The organism is Pseudomonas sp. zfem003, from assembly GCF_032621675.1.
Lineage (GTDB): Bacteria > Pseudomonadota > Gammaproteobacteria > Pseudomonadales > Pseudomonadaceae > Metapseudomonas > Metapseudomonas otitidis.
In genome coordinates, this window is sequence record NZ_JAVYJG010000008.1 from 271,383 (window position 1) to 286,602 (window position 15,220).

The 15,220-nt window shown below is 66.1% G+C and carries 16 protein-coding genes; 7 read left to right on the top strand and 9 right to left on the bottom strand.

Translation table 11 applies throughout. The features are described from left to right. Positions 1-179 precede the first annotated feature (179 nt). From RTK35_RS20705 to map, 9 genes are all read right to left on the bottom strand, one after another. Entirely contained in the window at positions 180-584 is a 405-nt protein-coding gene (locus RTK35_RS20705; RefSeq protein ID WP_316908866.1) for a SufE family protein, read from the bottom strand. Beyond that, positions 581-1,783 (bottom strand): cysteine desulfurase, encoded by a 1,203-nt coding sequence (locus RTK35_RS20710; protein ID WP_316908867.1) that lies wholly within the window; start codon positions 1,781-1,783, stop codon positions 581-583. Before RTK35_RS20710 ends, RTK35_RS20705 begins: the two co-directional genes overlap by 4 nt. Before the next feature lie 86 nt (positions 1,784-1,869). Then, the gene (gene dapD, locus RTK35_RS20715; protein ID WP_074971963.1) at positions 1,870-2,904 is read right to left on the bottom strand and encodes a 2,3,4,5-tetrahydropyridine-2,6-dicarboxylate N-succinyltransferase; all 1,035 of its coding nucleotides are present in this window, start codon (positions 2,902-2,904) and stop codon (positions 1,870-1,872) included. Between the two features lie 85 nt (positions 2,905-2,989). Next, positions 2,990-3,337 (bottom strand): ArsC family reductase, encoded by a 348-nt coding sequence (locus tag RTK35_RS20720; RefSeq protein ID WP_069562134.1) that lies wholly within the window; start codon positions 3,335-3,337, stop codon positions 2,990-2,992. Positions 3,338-3,435: 98 nt separating this feature from the next. Beyond that, on the bottom strand, positions 3,436-3,657 hold the full coding sequence (locus tag RTK35_RS20725) for a hypothetical protein (RefSeq protein ID WP_316908868.1): 222 nt from the start codon (positions 3,655-3,657) through the stop codon (positions 3,436-3,438). Positions 3,658-3,667: 10 nt separating this feature from the next. Continuing rightward, a complete protein-coding gene (locus tag RTK35_RS20730; RefSeq protein ID WP_044414394.1) occupies positions 3,668-4,054 on the bottom strand; it encodes a hypothetical protein in 387 nt (128 codons plus the stop codon). Positions 4,055-4,214: 160 nt separating this feature from the next. After that, entirely contained in the window at positions 4,215-5,411 is a 1,197-nt protein-coding gene (gene dapC / locus RTK35_RS20735; RefSeq protein WP_316908869.1) for a succinyldiaminopimelate transaminase, read from the bottom strand. Positions 5,412-5,441: 30 nt separating this feature from the next. After that, positions 5,442-8,144, bottom strand: a complete 2,703-nt coding sequence (locus RTK35_RS20740) for a [protein-PII] uridylyltransferase (RefSeq protein ID WP_316908870.1) — start codon at positions 8,142-8,144, stop codon at positions 5,442-5,444. 29 nt (positions 8,145-8,173) lie between these two features. Further along, on the bottom strand, positions 8,174-8,956 hold the full coding sequence (gene map / locus RTK35_RS20745; protein ID WP_044414390.1) for a type I methionyl aminopeptidase: 783 nt from the start codon (positions 8,954-8,956) through the stop codon (positions 8,174-8,176). A gap of 269 nt (positions 8,957-9,225) precedes the next feature. Between map and rpsB the strand changes: the two genes are divergently transcribed. The 7 genes from rpsB (at position 9,226) to ispC (ending at position 15,216) form a co-directional block, all read left to right on the top strand. After that, positions 9,226-9,966, top strand: coding sequence for a 30S ribosomal protein S2 (gene rpsB / locus RTK35_RS20750; RefSeq protein ID WP_044414387.1), 741 nt, complete (start codon positions 9,226-9,228; stop codon positions 9,964-9,966). Positions 9,967-10,093: 127 nt separating this feature from the next. Next, a complete protein-coding gene (gene tsf / locus RTK35_RS20755) occupies positions 10,094-10,963 on the top strand; it encodes a translation elongation factor Ts (RefSeq protein ID WP_044414384.1) in 870 nt (289 codons plus the stop codon). Between the two features lie 191 nt (positions 10,964-11,154). Beyond that, on the top strand, positions 11,155-11,898 hold the full coding sequence (gene pyrH / locus RTK35_RS20760) for a UMP kinase (protein ID WP_044414381.1): 744 nt from the start codon (positions 11,155-11,157) through the stop codon (positions 11,896-11,898). Then, a complete protein-coding gene (frr, locus tag RTK35_RS20765) occupies positions 11,895-12,452 on the top strand; it encodes a ribosome recycling factor (RefSeq protein ID WP_044414379.1) in 558 nt (185 codons plus the stop codon). The genes pyrH and frr overlap by 4 nt, the downstream gene beginning before the upstream one ends. A 12-nt stretch (positions 12,453-12,464) precedes the next feature. Then, a complete protein-coding gene (gene uppS / locus RTK35_RS20770; RefSeq protein WP_172434459.1) occupies positions 12,465-13,214 on the top strand; it encodes a polyprenyl diphosphate synthase in 750 nt (249 codons plus the stop codon). Continuing rightward, entirely contained in the window at positions 13,214-14,029 is an 816-nt protein-coding gene (locus RTK35_RS20775; RefSeq protein WP_316908871.1) for a phosphatidate cytidylyltransferase, read from the top strand. Before uppS ends, RTK35_RS20775 begins: the two co-directional genes overlap by 1 nt. Beyond that, positions 14,026-15,216, top strand: coding sequence for a 1-deoxy-D-xylulose-5-phosphate reductoisomerase (gene ispC / locus RTK35_RS20780; protein WP_316908872.1), 1,191 nt, complete (start codon positions 14,026-14,028; stop codon positions 15,214-15,216). The genes RTK35_RS20775 and ispC overlap by 4 nt, the downstream gene beginning before the upstream one ends. The last annotated feature ends 4 nt before the right edge of the window (positions 15,217-15,220 follow it).

The window sequence follows — 15,220 nt, forward strand, 5'->3', positions numbered from 1 at the left end:
CGTTCCGCTTCAGCCCACCATCGGAGTCCCCCGCAGCCCCATGTGTGAGCCTGATGTAGCCCGGACTTCAGTCCGGGACGTGCCACGCCGCTCCCGGGCTGAAGCCCGGGCTACCGGGCCGGAGGCTTCGCGAGCAGAGCTCGCTCCTACAGGCGCGAGCGGATTCATTAACCCGCCTTTCACGGTGCAGCCTTGCGCATCCTTTCGAGCACGGCGTTGAGGCCGTTGGTGCGGGATGGTGAGAGCTGGCGGGAGAGGCCGAGCTGGGTGAACCAGTCGCTGAGGTCCAGCGTGGCCAGCTCCTCCCGCGCCAGGCCCTGGACCCGCGCCAGCAGCACGGCCAGCAGGCCACGGATCAGCCGCGCATCGCTGGCGGCGCGGAAGTGGCGGTGCCCTTCCTTTATCTCCTCCACTAGCCAGACCTGGCTTTCGCAGCCGTGCACGCGGTTGGCTTCGCTGCGCTCGATGTCGCTCAGGGGCTCCAGGCGTTCACCCCATTGCATCAGCAGGCGCGCGCGCTGTTCCCAGCTGCCGGCGGCGCCGAAGGCTGCCAGGGCTTCGGTGGCTTGGGGGGGAAGGTTCATCGCAGCAGCTCCAGGGCCTTGTCCAGGGCTGAGAGGAAGCGCTCTACGTCAGCGCCGTCGTTGTAGAGGCCGAGGGATACGCGGATCGCGCCGCTGAGCCCGAGCCCCTGGTACAGCGGCATGGCGCAGTGGTGACCGGCGCGCACAGCGATGCCCTGTTCGGTGAGCAGGTGGGCGAGGTCGGCGTTGTGCACGCCATCGACGCTGAAGCAGGCCAGCGCCACCTGGGGCTCGCCCACCAGGCGCACGCCGTCGCGGGCGGCGAGGCCGGCCATCAGCTTGGCGTGGAGTACCGTCTCGTGGGCGCTGACCGCTGCGGCGTCGAGGCTGCCGAGGTAGTCCAGCGCGGCGCCGAGGCCGATCACCGAGGCAATCGCCGGGGTGCCGGCCTCGAAGCCCAGCGGGGCGTCGTGGAAGTCGGCATCGTGGTAGCCCGCACGGCGCACCATCTCGCCGCCGAACTGCCAGTGGGCCAGGCGGGCCTGGGCCTCGGTGCGGCCGTAGAGCACGCCGACGCCTTCCGGGCCGTAGAGCTTGTGCCCGGAGAACACGTAGAAGTCGCAGCCCTGGGCCTGAACGTCATGGCGGCCATGGACTATTCCCTGGGCGCCATCCACCACGGTCAGCGCACCTTGCTGGCGGGCCATGGCCATCAGCTCGCCGAGGGGCTGCCAGCGGCCGAGCACGTTGGACAGCTGGCTGACGGCCAGCAGGCGGGTGCGCGAGTCGATCAGCTGGCGGGCCTGGTCGAGGTCGATGTCACCCCGTGCATCCAGCGGCAGCACCACCAGCTCGAGCTGGCGACGGCGGGCCAGTTGCTGCCAGGGCAGCAGGTTGGCGTGGTGCTCCAGGGCGCTGATGACGATGCGCTCGCCCGGCCGGAACTGCTGCTCCAGCCCGTAGGCCAGGAGGTTGAGCGCTTCGGTGGTGCCCCGGGTGAAGACGATCTGCGCCGGGTGCTCGGCATTCAGCCACTGGGCAACGCGGGTGCGGCTGCCTTCGAAGGCGCGGGTGGCGCGCTCGCCCGGCAGGTGCTGGGCCCGGTGCACGTTGGCGGCACCGCTGGCGTAGTAGCCGAGCAGCGCATCCAGCACCGTCTGGGGCTTCTGCGAGGTGGCGGCGCTGTCCAGGTAGGTCTGGCCCTCGGCGTCGAGGGCCGAGAGGGCGGGGAAGTCGGAGCGCCAGGGAGATGGGAGCATGACGATGGGCCTGAAGCCGGACGGCGGGAAGTGAAAAGCCGGTGCCGGAGGCTGTGGAGCGTCCGACGCCGGCTTCCCTGTGCAGCTTAGTTGTGGGCGTGGAGGGCTTCGTTCAGCTCAATGGCTGTCTTGTTGGTCTTGCACTCGACGGCACCGTTCTGCGAGTTGCGACGGAACAGCAGGTCGGGCTGGCCGGCCAGGTCGCGGGCCTTGACCACTTTCACCAGGGCGTTCTGGTCGTCCAGCAGGGCGACCTTGGTGCCGGCGGTGATGTACAGGCCGGCCTCGACGATGTTGCGGTCGCCCAGCGGGATGCCGATGCCGGCGTTGGCGCCGATCAGGCAGCCTTCACCCACGGAGATGACGATGTTGCCGCCACCGGAGAGGGTGCCCATGGTGGAGCAGCCGCCGCCCAGGTCGGAGCCTTTGCCGACGAAGACGCCTGCGGAGACGCGGCCTTCGATCATGCCCGGGCCTTCGGTGCCGCCGTTGAAGTTGACGAAGCCTTCGTGCATCACGGTGGTGCCTTCACCGATGTAGGCGCCCAGGCGCACGCGGGCGCTGTCGGCGATGCGCACGCCGGCGGGGACGACGTAGTCGGTCATTTTCGGGAACTTGTCCACGGAGAAGACTTCCAGAAGGTTGCCCTTCAGGCGCGCTTCCAGCTGGCGCTCGGCCAGTTCGGCCAGGTCCACGGCGCCTTCGCTGGTCCAGGCCACGTTGGGCAGCAGCGGGAAGATGCCGGTGAGGTTCAGGCCGTGGGGCTTGACCAGGCGGTGGGAGAGCAGGTGCAGCTTGAGGTAGGCCTCGGGGGTGGAGGTCAGCGCGGCATCTTCGGCCAGCAGGGTGGCGACCAGCGGCTTGTGGCTCTCGGCCAGGCGGGTCAGCAGGGCGGCCTGGGCGGCGTCGATCTCTTTCAGGGCGCTGGCCAGGTCAGCGGCCTGGGTGTTGCTGAGGGCGATGGCCTGGTTGCCGCCGGTGTAGCCGAGCAGCGGGGCCACGGCGGCGACCAGTGCTTCGGTGGGCTTGAGCAGCGGCTGTGCGTAGAAGACTTCCAGCCAGTTGCCCTGGCGGTTCTGGGTGCCAACGCCGAAAGCGATGCTGAAGAGTGCGTGGGACATGGACATTCCTCGTTCTGAAAGGGTGGTTCGGACGCCCGCTGCCGGTCGCGTGCCTGGCTGTCGGACGTCCGTTCGGTGTTCGGGGTTACTTGAGCGCGGCGGCGTAGAGGTCCGGCTTGAAGCCGACCAGGGTGCGGTCACCGAGGTCGAGCACCGGGCGCTTGATCATCGAGGGCTGGGCCAGCATCAGGTCGATGGCCTTGGCCTGGTCGAGATCGGCCTTCTGCGCGTCGTCGAGCTTGCGGAAGGTGGTGCCGGCGCGGTTCAGCACGGTTTCCCAGCCGTGTTCATCGCACCATTTCTTCAGGCTGGCGCGGTCGATGGCGGCGGTCTTGTAGTCGTGGAAGGCGTAGCTCACACCCTGCTCGTCGAGCCAGGTGCGGGCTTTCTTCATGGTGTCGCAGGCCTTGATGCCATAGAGGGTAATGGTCATTGAGCAGCTCGGTTCGCGGTGGGCCATGGGGCGCGCGGCGAGGGGCCGCGCGGCGTCGGTCGGCGATTATGCCACGCCCGGCGCCGCGTGGGAGCGTGCTACAGGAGCAGGGCAGCGGCGCCCAGCACAGCCAGACCCAGCCCCAGCAGGCGCAGCAGGGCGGGGCGCGAGGCGAGCTGCTCGGTCGGTGCCATGCGCACCAGCGGGTAGCGCCCGTAGAACCGTGCCAGCGCGGCGCCGGCCTGGGCCGGGCGCAGCAGCAGGTAGAGCGCCAGGGCCAGTAACAGCGCGGCGATGATCAGTCTGAGTGCGAGGTCCATGCAGCCTCCTTCACAGCGCCCAGCGGGTGACGTTGTGGGACACGCTGATGTCGACGCCGCCGTAGTCGGTGGAAACGGTGGTGGGGATCAGCGGGCCGTTGGGGATCTTGATGCCGCCGCCGATCTTGACGCCGGCACCGGCCTCCACGGAGACGCCGCCCATGTAGCCGTAGCCCTCGAAGCTGTCGGAGGACTTGCTGTCGTCATCGGTGAAACGGAAGGTGCTGGAGGTGGCGCGGAAGGCGGGCAGGCCAACGCCGATGCCGGCCATGTAGATGGTGTAGAGCGAGGTGCGGTTGTTGCTGGTGTCGCGAACCTTGGCGTTGAAGATGCCGCCGCCGATGATGATGTGGCCGACGGCGCCGCCGACGGTGATGGTGACTTCGAAGACTTTCATGCTGACTCCCGTTCCATGGTGGCTGCACCCGGTACCTGCCGGGGCTGCTTGCCCATCCGTCCCTGGATGAACGCTCGGATAGTCGGGGGCCGGGCGCCTGGAGGCAAGCCCGGATGTCCCGCTTTGTGACACTGGCCCGGTTGATGACCGGGCAGTCCGGTCAGAGGCTGCGGACGAAGCGGCGGATGCGTTCGGCGGCTTCGACGCACTCGGCCAGCGGGGCGACCAGGGCCATGCGCACGCGGCCGGCGCCCGGGTTGACGCCATTCACTTCGCGGGAGAGGTAGGAGCCGGGCACCACGGTGACGTGCTCGCGGGCGAAGAGTTCGCGGGTGAAGGTCGTGTCGTCCACCGGGGTCTTGGCCCAGAGGTAGAAGCCGCCATCCGGGCGCTGCACGTCGAGCACGCCGCCGAGGATGTCGAGCACGGCGTCGTACTTCTCGCGGTACAGGTCGCGGTTGGCGCGCACGTGGGCCTCGTCGTTCCAGGCGGCGACGCTGGCCAGCTGGGTCTGCACGGGCATGGCGCAACCGTGGTAGGTGCGGTACAGCAGGAAGGCCTTGAGGATGGCGGCGTCACCGGCGACGAAGCCGGAGCGTAGGCCCGGCAGGTTGGAGCGCTTGGACAGGCTGTGGAACACCACGCAGCGGGCGAAGTCGTTGCGGCCCAGCTCGGCGCAGGCGGTGAGCAGGCCGGCTGGCGGGTTGGCTTCGTCGAAGTACAGCTCGCTGTAGCACTCGTCGGCGGCGATGACGAAGTCATGCTCGTCAGCCAGGGCGATCAGCTTCTTCAGTTGCTCCACCGGTACCAGGGCACCGGTGGGGTTGCCCGGGGAGCAGAGGAAGAGGATCTGGCAGCGTTTCCACACCTCGACCGGCACGGCGTCGAAGTCGGGGTTGAAGCCGTTTTCCGCCTCGCAGGGCAGGTAGTGGGGTTCGGCTCCGGCCAGCAGGGCTGCGCCTTCGTAGATCTGATAGAAGGGGTTCGGGCTGACCACCAGGCCGTTGTCGGCGCGGTTGACCACGGCTTGGGTGAAGGCGAACAGCGCTTCGCGGGTGCCGTTGACCGGCAGCACGTGGCGCGTGGCATCGAGCCAGCCGGCAGGCACCTTGAAGCGGCGCTCGCACCAGGCGGCGATGGCTTCGCGCAGGGCGGGGATGCCCAGGGTGGTGGGATAGACGGCGAGCTGGTCGAGGTTGTCGGCCAGGGCCTTGGCGACGAAGTCCGGGGAGCGGTGCTTGGGCTCGCCGATGGAGAGGGCGATGGGCGCGTGGTCGGCCGGGGGCTGGGCGCCGGCGAGCAGGGCGCGGAGCTTTTCGAAGGGGTAGGGCTGCAGCTGGTTCAGGGCGTCGTTCATGTGCGGTTCCTGGTGGTGCGGTCGGGCGCGTCAGATGCTGATGCGACCGAGCTGGGCGTTCTGGCCACTGGCCTCGGAGAGCTGGGAGACGATGGCCGCCTGCAGGCGCTGGCAGAGCTCGGGGTCGGACAGCGGCTGGTTGTCGGCATCGGTGATGAAGAAGACGTCCTCCACCCGTTCGCCGAGGGTGGCGATCTTGGCGTTCTGCAGCGACAGGTCGAAGTCGAGGAAGATGCGCCCGATGCGCGCCAGCAGGCCGGGGCGGTCAGGGGCGATCACTTCCAGCACGGTCACCGGACGCTGGGCGTCGTTGGAGATGGTGACCTCCGGCGGGAAGGCGAAGTGCTTGAGCTGGCGCGGGACGCGGCGCTGGATGATGGCCGGGTACTCGTCGGGGTTCTTCAACGCGTCGATCAGGCCCTCGCGGATCTCCTGGATGCGCGCCGGATCGTTGCCGATGGAGCCGCCGGCAGTGTCCAGCACGATGTAGGTGTCGAGGGTGAACTGGCTGGTGGAGGTGATGATCCGCGCGTCGTGGATGTTCAGGTTGAGCTGGCTCATCGCGGCCACGGTCACGGCGAAGAAGTCGTGCTGGTCGGGGGCGTAGATGAAGATCTGGGTGGCGCCTTCGAACTCGCGCTGGGCGGTTTCCTTGATCAGCACCAGCGGGTCGTTGCCGTCCGGATGCTGGAGGATGGCTTCGGTGTGCCAGGCCACGTCGCTGGCGGTATGGCGCAGGAAGTAGTCATCGCCGAGCTGGGCCCAGAGCTGCTCGGCGTCGTCCTGGTCGATGCCGTTGCGCACGAGGATGTCGATGGCGGCGACCTGGGTCTGGCGGATCTGCTCTTCGCGGTCCAGCGGGTTCTCCAGGCCGCGGCGCAGGGCGCGCTTGGTCTCGGTGTAGAGCTGGCGCAGCAGGCTGGCGCGCCAGGAGTTCCACAGGCTCGGGTTGGTGGCGTTGATGTCGGCCACGGTGAGCACGTAGAGGTAGTCGAGATGGGTCTGGTCGCCCACCAGGCGGGCGAAGTCGAGGATCACCTGCGGGTCGGAGAGGTCCTTGCGTTGGGCGGTGGTGGACATCACCAGGTGGTTCTGCACCAGCCAGGCCACCAGGCGCGAGTCCCAGGCCGGTAGCTGGTGGCGGGCGCAGAAGGCCTCGGCGTCGATGGCGCCCAGTTCGGAGTGGTCGCCACCGCGGCCCTTGCCGATGTCGTGGTAGAGCCCGGCGATGTAGATCAGCTCGGGCTTGGGCAGCTTGTCGACGACCTTGCTGGCGAGGGGGAACTTCTCCGCCAGCTCCGGCCACTTGAGCTTGCGCAGGTGCTTGATGAGATTGAGGGTGTGGGCGTCGACCGTATAGATGTGGAAGAGGTCGTGCTGCATCTGCCCGATGATGTGGCCGAACTCGGGCAGGTAGCGCCCGAGGATGCCGTAGCGGTTCATGCGGCGCAGGTTGCGGTGGATGCCCTGGGGGGACTTGCACAGCTCGATGAACAGGCTGGTGTTGCGGATGTCGCTGCGGAAGTCGTCGTCGATCAGGTGGCGGCTGTCACGCAGCAGGCGGATGGTGTCTGCGCGCACGCCCTTGATCTCCGGGTGCTGGGCCATCAGCACGAAGATCTCCATGAGGGCGAAGGGGGTGCGCTTGAAGACGTTGGGGTGGGCCACCTCGATGTAGCCGTCACGCAGCTGGAAGCGGCTGTTGAGCGGCTGGGCGACGGCGTTCTCGCCGCTGCGCAGGATGACCTCTTCGAAGTGCTGGTTGATCAGGTCGCTGAGTTCGGCGACGGCCATGACCACGCGGTAGTACTTCTGCATGAAGTGTTCGATGGCCTGCTTGGCGTCGCTACCGTGGAAGCCGAGCAGCCCGGCGAGCTTGCGCTGGTGGTCGAACAGCAGGCGGTCTTCGGCGCGGCCGGCGAGCATGTGCAGGGCGTAGCGGACCTTCCAGAGGAACTCCTGGCTGGAGGCGAGCATGCTGCATTCGCTCTCCACGAGGAACCCTTCCTTGACCAGGGCGTGCAGGTTGAGGCTGCCGAACTGGCGGCGGGCGACCCAGAGGATGGTCTGGATGTCGCGCAGGCCGCCGGGGGAGCCCTTCACGTTGGGCTCGAGGTTGTACTCGGTGTCGTTGTACTTGGCGTGGCGGGCCTTCTGCTCCTGGCGCTTGGCGAGGAAGAAGTCCTTGCTGGGCCACATCCGTTCCGGGCTGGTGACCTCCTGCATGCGCCGGCGCAGGGATTCCGGCCCGGCGATGGTGCGGCTTTCCATCAGGTTGGTGACGACGGTGAGGTCGGCACGGGCCTCTTCGGCGCATTCGTCGACGGAGCGCACGCTCTGGCCGACTTCCAGGCCGATGTCCCAGAGCAGGGTGAGGAAGCCTTCGATCGGTTCGCGGAAGGTCTCGTGGTCGGCGCTGTCCAGCAGGATCAGCAGGTCGATGTCGGAGTAGGGGTGCAGTTCGCCACGGCCGTAGCCACCGACCGCCAGCAGGGCGATGTCGGCGTCTTCGCTCCAGTCGAAGCGGGCCCAGGCCTCACGCAGGATCTGGTCGACGAACCAGGCGCGGTCCTCGACCAGGCGGCGGATGTCCCGGCCGTTGGCGAAACGGGCGTCGAGTACATCCTTGGCCTGGCGGATGGCTTTCTTGAACGCGGCGATGGGGCTGGACTTCAGCGCCAGTTCGGCCTGGAACTGGCCGCGGTCGAAAAGCTCGGGATCAACCTGCGGCATCTACGGCCTTCCTTATATAGAGGGAACGATCAGGGGGCGGTGCGCGGCAGGGTGTCGTCGCTGCGCAGGGTGAGGATCTCGTAGCCGTCGGCGGTCACCAGGATGGTGTGCTCCCACTGGGCGGAGAGCTTGCGGTCCTTGGTGATGGCGGTCCAGCCGTCGCCCAGCACCTTGGTCTCGGGGCGGCCCTGGTTGATCATCGGCTCGATGGTGAAGGTCATGCCTTCCTTCAGCTCCATGCCGGTGCCGGCACGGCCGTAGTGCAGGACCTGGGGCTCTTCGTGGAACACGGCGCCGATGCCATGGCCGCAGAACTCGCGGACCACCGAGAAGCCGTTCTTCTCGGCGTGCTTCTGGATCACCTCGCCGATGTCGCCCAGGCGGCAGCCCGGCTTGACCAGTTCGATGGCCTTGTACATGCACTCCTGGGTCACCTGGGACAGGCGCTCGGCCCAGACCGGCACCTTGCCGACGTGGAACATGCGGCTGGTGTCGCCGTGGTAGCCGTCCTTGATGACGGTCACGTCGATGTTCAGGGTGTCACCATCCTTCAGCGGCTTCTCGTTGGGAATGCCGTGGCAGACGACGTGGTTGATGGAGGTGCAGATGGACTTGGGGAAGCCCTTGTAGTTCAGCGGGGCGGGAATCGCCTTCTGGACGTTGACGATGTAGTCGTGGCAGATGCGGTCGAGCTCTTCGGTGGTCACCCCGGGCTTGACGTGCTCGCCGATCATCTCCAGCACTTCGGCGGCCAGGCGGCCTGCCACGCGCATTTTCTCGATTTCGTCGGCGGTCTTGATGGTGACGGTCATGGCGGTTCTCAGGCGTATCCGTATGAAGGCGGCAATCTTATCAGCTTCGAGCGGCAAGCCAGAAGCCGCGAGGGCGCTGCGTGCCCTGTCCGGCTTGCCGGTTTCATGTAGCTTGCCGCCACTTTTTATGCTATAAAACGCGCCGCTTTACGGGCAGTGGTGCCCGCAAGGCTCAAACCCACACACGTATCGACACGGTCTCCTGGGTGCCCGCAAGGGTTGGATATCGGGATACGTGGAGGCCTAACCCGACTTATCGAGGAATTGAGATGTCCCAAGTCAACATGCGCGACATGCTGAAGGCCGGTGTGCACTTCGGCCACCAGACCCGTTACTGGAACCCGAAAATGGGCAAGTACATTTTCGGCGCGCGCAACAAGATCCACATCATCAACCTGGAAAAAACCCTGCCGATGTTCAACGAGGCCCTGTCCTTCGTTGAGAAGCTGGCTGCAGGCAAGAACAAGATCCTGTTCGTCGGCACCAAGCGTTCCGCTGGCAAGATCGTCCGCGAAGAAGCTGCTCGCTGCGGCTCCCCGTACGTCGATCACCGCTGGCTGGGCGGCATGCTGACCAACTACAAGACCATCCGTCAGTCCATCAAGCGCCTGCGCGACCTGGAAACCCAGGCCCAGGACGGCACCTTCGCCAAGCTGACCAAGAAAGAAGCCCTGATGCGCACCCGCGACCTCGAGAAACTCGAGCGCAGCCTGGGTGGTATCAAGGACATGGGCGGTCTGCCGGATGCTCTGTTCGTGATCGACGTCGACCACGAGCGCATCGCCATCACCGAAGCCAACAAGCTGGGCATCCCGGTCATCGGCGTTGTCGATACCAACAGCAGCCCGGAAGGCGTTGACTACGTCATCCCCGGTAACGACGACGCCATCCGCGCCGTTCAGCTGTACCTGGCTGCCATGGCCGACGCCGTCATTCGCGGCCGTCAGAACGCCGCTGGCGGTCCGGACGAGTTCGTCGAGGAAGCCGCTTCCGAGGCAGCCGAAGGCTGATTTCGGAGCGCTCCAGCGTTACCCGGTGCGCAGGAAGGGGGCTAGGCCCCCTTTTTGCCACCTCACAGAATTGTTTGCCCGGGTTGCCGGGCTGAATGGTTGAAAACCTATTCAAGAGGATTGCGACATGGCAGAGATTACTGCAGCCCTGGTGAAAGAACTGCGTGAGCGTACCGGCCTGGGCATGATGGATTGCAAGAAGGCCCTGACCGCCGCTGACGGCGACATTGAGAAGGCCATCGACGACATGCGCGCCGCTGGCGCCATCAAGGCCGCCAAGAAGTCCGGCAACATCGCTGCCGAAGGCTCCATCGCGGTCAAGGTTGCCGACGACAACAAGGCTGCCGTCATCATCGAAGTCAACTCCCAGACCGACTTCCTGGCTCTGCAGGACGACTTCAAGGCCTTCGTTGCCGCCTCCGTCGAGCAGGCCTACAACGAGAAGCTGACCGACGCTGCTCCGCTGGTCGCCTCCCGCGAAGAAGCCCGCCTGGCCCTGGTTGCCAAGACCGGCGAGAACGTCAACATCCGTCGTCTGGCCCGTGTCGAGGGTGACGTAGTAGGTGCCTACCTGCACGGCCACCGCATCGGTGTTCTGGTGAACCTGAAGGGCGGCAACGTCGAGCTGGCCAAAGACATCGCCATGCACGTCGCTGCCAGCAACCCGCAGTTCCTGAACGCTTCCGAGGTTTCCGAAGAAGCCATCGCCAAGGAAAAGGAAATCTTCCTGGCCCTGAACGCCGACAAGATCGCCGGCAAGCCGGAGAACATCGTGGAGAACATGGTCAAGGGCCGTATCTCCAAGTTCCTGGCCGAAGCCAGCCTGGTCGAGCAGCCGTTCGTCAAGGATCCGGAAGTCAAGGTTGGTGAGCTGGCCAAGAAAGCCGGTGCCGAAATCGTTTCCTTCGTTCGCTTCGAAGTGGGCGAGGGCATCGAGAAGGTGGAAGTGGACTTCGCTGCCGAAGTAGCTGCCCAGGTCGCTGCCACCCAGCAATAAGACGGCCTCGGCTGTCGCCCCGCAAGAGGCTGCCCGCTCACGCGCGCGGCCTCTTCGTCAAACTGGGGAACCCATTTGGGGCAGGTTCCGTGGCGTGCGCCTGGCGTTCGCCATCGGCATGGCCAGCGCCATGCCCCGCGTACCGGGCCTCTGGCCCATGAATTCGAAAAACGCCGCAGGAGAGACTCGTAATGGCTCAGCAGGTGAGTGGTCGTCAACCTCGCTATAAACGCATTCTGCTCAAACTCAGCGGCGAAGCGCTGATGGGGTCCGAGGAGTTCGGCATCGATCCGAAGGTCCTGGACCGCATGGCGCTGGAGATCGGTCAACTGGTCGGCATCGGTGTCCAGGTGGGTCTGGTGATCGGTGGCGGCAACCTGTTCCGTGGTGCGGCCCTGAGTGCGGCCGGCATGGACCGGGTGACCGGCGACCACATGGGCATGCTCGCCACCGTGATGAACGGCCTGGCCATGCGCGATGCCCTGGAGCGCTCCAACATTCCCGCGCTGGTGATGTCGGCCATCTCAATGGTCGGCGTGACCGATCATTATGACCGCCGCAAGGCGATGCGCCACCTCAAGAGTGGCGAAGTGGTGATCTTCTCCGCCGGCACCGGCAACCCCTTCTTCACCACCGACTCGGCTGCCTGCCTGCGGGCCATCGAGATCGACGCCGACGTCGTGCTGAAGGCGACCAAGGTGGATGGCGTGTACACTGCCGATCCCTTCAAGGACCCCAATGCCGAGAAGTTCGAGCGCCTGACCTACGACGAGGTGCTGGATCGCAAGCTGGGGGTGATGGACCTGACCGCCATCTGCCTGTGCCGTGACCAGCAGATGCCGCTGCGGGTCTTCAACATGAACAAGCCCGGTGCCCTGCTGAACATCGTGGTGGGCGGCGCCGAAGGAACCCTGATCGAGGAGGGCGAACAATGATCAACGAGATCAAGAAGGACGCGCAGGAGCGCATGAAGAAAACCCTGGAGGCCCTGGACCACGCCTTCGCCAAGATCCGCACCGGCCGCGCTCACCCGAGCATCCTGGACAGCGTGATGGTCTCCTACTACGGCGCCGATACTCCCCTGCGCCAGGTCGCCAACGTGGTGGCCGAGGACTCCCGCACCCTGGCCCTGACCGTGTTCGACAAGAGCATGATCCAGGCGGTCGAGAAGGCCATCATGACCTCCGACCTGGGCCTGAACCCGGCCACCGCCGGTACCACCATCCGCGTTCCCATGCCGGCTCTGACCGAGGAAACCCGCAAGGGTTACACCAAGCAGGCCCGTGCCGAGGCTGAGAACTCCCGCGTGGCCGTGCGCAACATCCGTCGTGATGCGCTCGCCCAGCTGAAGGACCTGGTGAAGGAAAAGGAAATCAGCGAAGACGAAGAGCGTCGTGCTGCTGATGAGGTCCAGAAGCTCACCGACAAGTACGTTGGCGAGATCGACAAGGCCCTGGAGGCCAAAGAAGCCGATCTGATGGCGGTCTGACGGCGTTCTGAAATGGAAAAGAAAGGCGTTTCTCCAGCGGTCCCGCGGCATGTGGCGATCATCATGGATGGCAACAATCGCTGGGCCAAGAAGCGCCTGCTCCCCGGCGTCGCCGGCCACAAGGCCGGTGTCGACGCGGTCCGTGCGGTCATCGAGGTCTGCGCGGATGCAGGGGTGGATGTGCTCACCCTGTTCGCCTTCTCCAGTGAGAACTGGCAGCGCCCGGCCGACGAGGTCAGTGCGCTCATGGAGCTGTTCCTCGGTGCCTTGCGGCGCGAGGCGCGGCGACTCAACGACAACGGTATCCGCCTGCGCATCATTGGCGACCGTTCCCGCTTTCACCCCGAGCTGCAGGCCGCCATGCGCGAGGCCGAGCTGCTGACGGCGGGGCACAATCGTTTCACCCTGCAGATCGCCGCCAACTACGGTGGGCAATGGGACATCACCCAGGCTGCCCAACGGCTGGCGCGTGAAGTGCAGGCCGGCCACCTGCAGGTGGACGAGATCACGCCCGGGCTCATGCAGAACTGCCTGGCGACGGGTGACCTGCCGCTTCCCGACCTGTGCATCCGCACCGGTGGCGAGCACCGCATCAGTAATTTCCTGCTCTGGCAGCTGGCATACGCCGAGCTTTATTTCTCCGACCTGTTCTGGCCCGACTTCAAGCACGACGCCATGCGCAAGGCCCTGGCGGACTTCGCCACGCGCCAGCGCCGCTTCGGCAAGACCAGTGAACAAATAGAGGCCGAGGCCCGTCCCTGATGCTCAAGCAACGAATCATCACTGCCCTGGTGCTGCTGCCGATCGCCCTTGGGGGCTTCTTCCTCCTGGATGGCGCGGCCTTTGCCCTGTTCATCGGCGCCGTGGTGACGCTTGGGGCCTGGGAGTGGGCGCGTCTTGCAGGTCATGAGTCCCAGGGCGTCCGTATCGGCTATGCCGCTGTCGTCGCCGTGGCGCTGCTGGCCCTTTATCAGTTGCCGGCCTTGGCGCCGCTGGTCCTGCTGCTGGGGGTGCTCTGGTGGGGGGCTGCCACCGTCCTGGTGCTGGGCTACCCCGAAAGCAGCCGCCATTGGCGGGCCCAGGCCAGCAAGTGGGTGATCGGTCTGCTGATCCTGCTGCCGGCCTGGCAAGGGCTGGTGCTGTTCAAGCAGTGGCCGCTGGCGAACCTGCTCATCCTTGCGGTGATGGTGCTGGTCTGGGCCGCTGACATCGGTGCCTACTTCTCCGGCAAGACCTTCGGCAAGCGCAAGCTGGCCCCGGCGGTGAGCCCTGGCAAGAGCTGGGAGGGGCTGATCGGTGGGCTTGTCACCTGCCTCCTCATCACGCTGTGTGTCGGCCTCTACCGCGGCTGGTCTGGCGGTGAGCTCGTGCTGGGGCTGCTGGGTGCGGCAGTGGTGGTGCTGATCTCGGTGGTGGGTGACCTGACCGAGAGCATGTTCAAGCGCCAGTCCGGCATCAAGGACAGCAGCAACCTGCTGCCTGGCCATGGCGGCGTGCTGGATCGCATCGACAGCCTCACCGCTGCCATTCCGGTGTTCGCCACCCTGTTGTGGGTCGCGGGCTGGGGCGCATTGTGAGTCGTCCTCTGCGCGTTTCAGTGCTGGGGGGCACGGGCTCCATCGGGCTCAGCACCCTGGATGTGATCGCCCGCCATCCCCAGCGTTATGAAGTCTTCGCCATCAGCGGCTTTTCCCGCCTGACGGAGCTGCAAGCCCTGTGCATCCGGCATCGACCGCGTTTCGCGGTGGTACCCGATGTATCGGCCGCGCGCGTCCTGCAGGACGCGCTGATTAGTGCTGGTCTCGACACCCGTGTGCTGTCGGGAGAAGCGGGGCTGTGTGAGATCGCCGCGCATCCGGACGTGGACGCGGTGATGGCCGCCATTGTCGGTGCGGCAGGGTTGCGTCCGACCCTGGCGGCGGTCGAGGCAGGCAAGCGTGTATTGCTGGCCAACAAGGAGGCGCTGGTGATGTCCGGCGCCCTGTTCATCCAGGCAGTGCGTCGCCATGGTGCGGTGCTGCTGCCGATCGACAGCGAGCACAATGCGATCTTCCAGTGCCTGCCCGTGGACTACGGGCGTGGCCTTGCACAGGTCGGTGTGCGCCGCATCCTGCTCACGGCCTCGGGAGGCCCTTTCCGCGAGACGCCTCTGGAAGCGCTGGCCAATGTCACGCCGGAGCAGGCGTGCGCCCATCCCAACTGGTCCATGGGGCGGAAGATCTCCGTCGATTCGGCCAGCATGATGAACAAGGGGTTGGAGTTGATCGAGGCCTGCTGGCTGTTCGACGCGGCGCCGTCCCAGGTCGAAGTGGTGATCCACCCGCAGAGCGTCATTCATTCCCTCGTCGACTACGTCGATGGTTCGGTGCTGGCACAGCTCGGCAACCCGGACATGCGCACTCCGATCGCTCATGCGCTGGCATGGCCGGAACGGGTGGATTCCGGTGTCGCGCCGCTCGATCTTTTCCGCGTCGGTCGGCTCGATTTCCAGGAGCCCGATGAGGGGCGTTTTCCCTGCCTGCGCCTGGCTCGTCAGGCGGCCGAGGCGGGTGGCAGTGCACCGGCCATGCTCAATGCTGCCAACGAAGTTGCCGTTGCGGCCTTCCTCGAGCGGCGGATTCGCTTCACCGAGATCGCGAGTATCATCGACCAGGTGCTGAACCGAGAGGCGGCGCTGGCGGTCGAATCGCTCGACGCCGTGGTCGAGGCGGACGCCCGCGCTCGTGCAGCGGCTCAGCAATGGCTGGTACGGAACGGGCGCTGAGCCC

Coding starts and splice junctions, on each gene's coding strand:
- dapD (WP_074971963.1), bottom strand. CDS start 2,904: ATGTCCCACGCACTCTTCAGCATCGCTTTCGGCGTTGGCACCCAGAAC.
- RTK35_RS20720 (WP_069562134.1), bottom strand. CDS start 3,337: ATGACCATTACCCTCTATGGCATCAAGGCCTGCGACACCATGAAGAAA.
- frr (WP_044414379.1), top strand. CDS start 11,895: ATGATCAACGAGATCAAGAAGGACGCGCAGGAGCGCATGAAGAAAACC.
- map (WP_044414390.1), bottom strand. CDS start 8,956: ATGACCGTCACCATCAAGACCGCCGACGAAATCGAGAAAATGCGCGTG.
- RTK35_RS20740 (WP_316908870.1), bottom strand. CDS start 8,144: ATGCCGCAGGTTGATCCCGAGCTTTTCGACCGCGGCCAGTTCCAGGCC.
- rpsB (WP_044414387.1), top strand. CDS start 9,226: ATGTCCCAAGTCAACATGCGCGACATGCTGAAGGCCGGTGTGCACTTC.
- uppS (WP_172434459.1), top strand. CDS start 12,465: ATGGAAAAGAAAGGCGTTTCTCCAGCGGTCCCGCGGCATGTGGCGATC.
- RTK35_RS20730 (WP_044414394.1), bottom strand. CDS start 4,054: ATGAAAGTCTTCGAAGTCACCATCACCGTCGGCGGCGCCGTCGGCCAC.
- pyrH (WP_044414381.1), top strand. CDS start 11,155: ATGGCTCAGCAGGTGAGTGGTCGTCAACCTCGCTATAAACGCATTCTG.
- dapC (WP_316908869.1), bottom strand. CDS start 5,411: ATGAACGACGCCCTGAACCAGCTGCAGCCCTACCCCTTCGAAAAGCTC.
- RTK35_RS20705 (WP_316908866.1), bottom strand. CDS start 584: ATGAACCTTCCCCCCCAAGCCACCGAAGCCCTGGCAGCCTTCGGCGCC.
- RTK35_RS20775 (WP_316908871.1), top strand. CDS start 13,214: ATGCTCAAGCAACGAATCATCACTGCCCTGGTGCTGCTGCCGATCGCC.
- RTK35_RS20710 (WP_316908867.1), bottom strand. CDS start 1,783: ATGCTCCCATCTCCCTGGCGCTCCGACTTCCCCGCCCTCTCGGCCCTC.
- tsf (WP_044414384.1), top strand. CDS start 10,094: ATGGCAGAGATTACTGCAGCCCTGGTGAAAGAACTGCGTGAGCGTACC.
- RTK35_RS20725 (WP_316908868.1), bottom strand. CDS start 3,657: ATGGACCTCGCACTCAGACTGATCATCGCCGCGCTGTTACTGGCCCTG.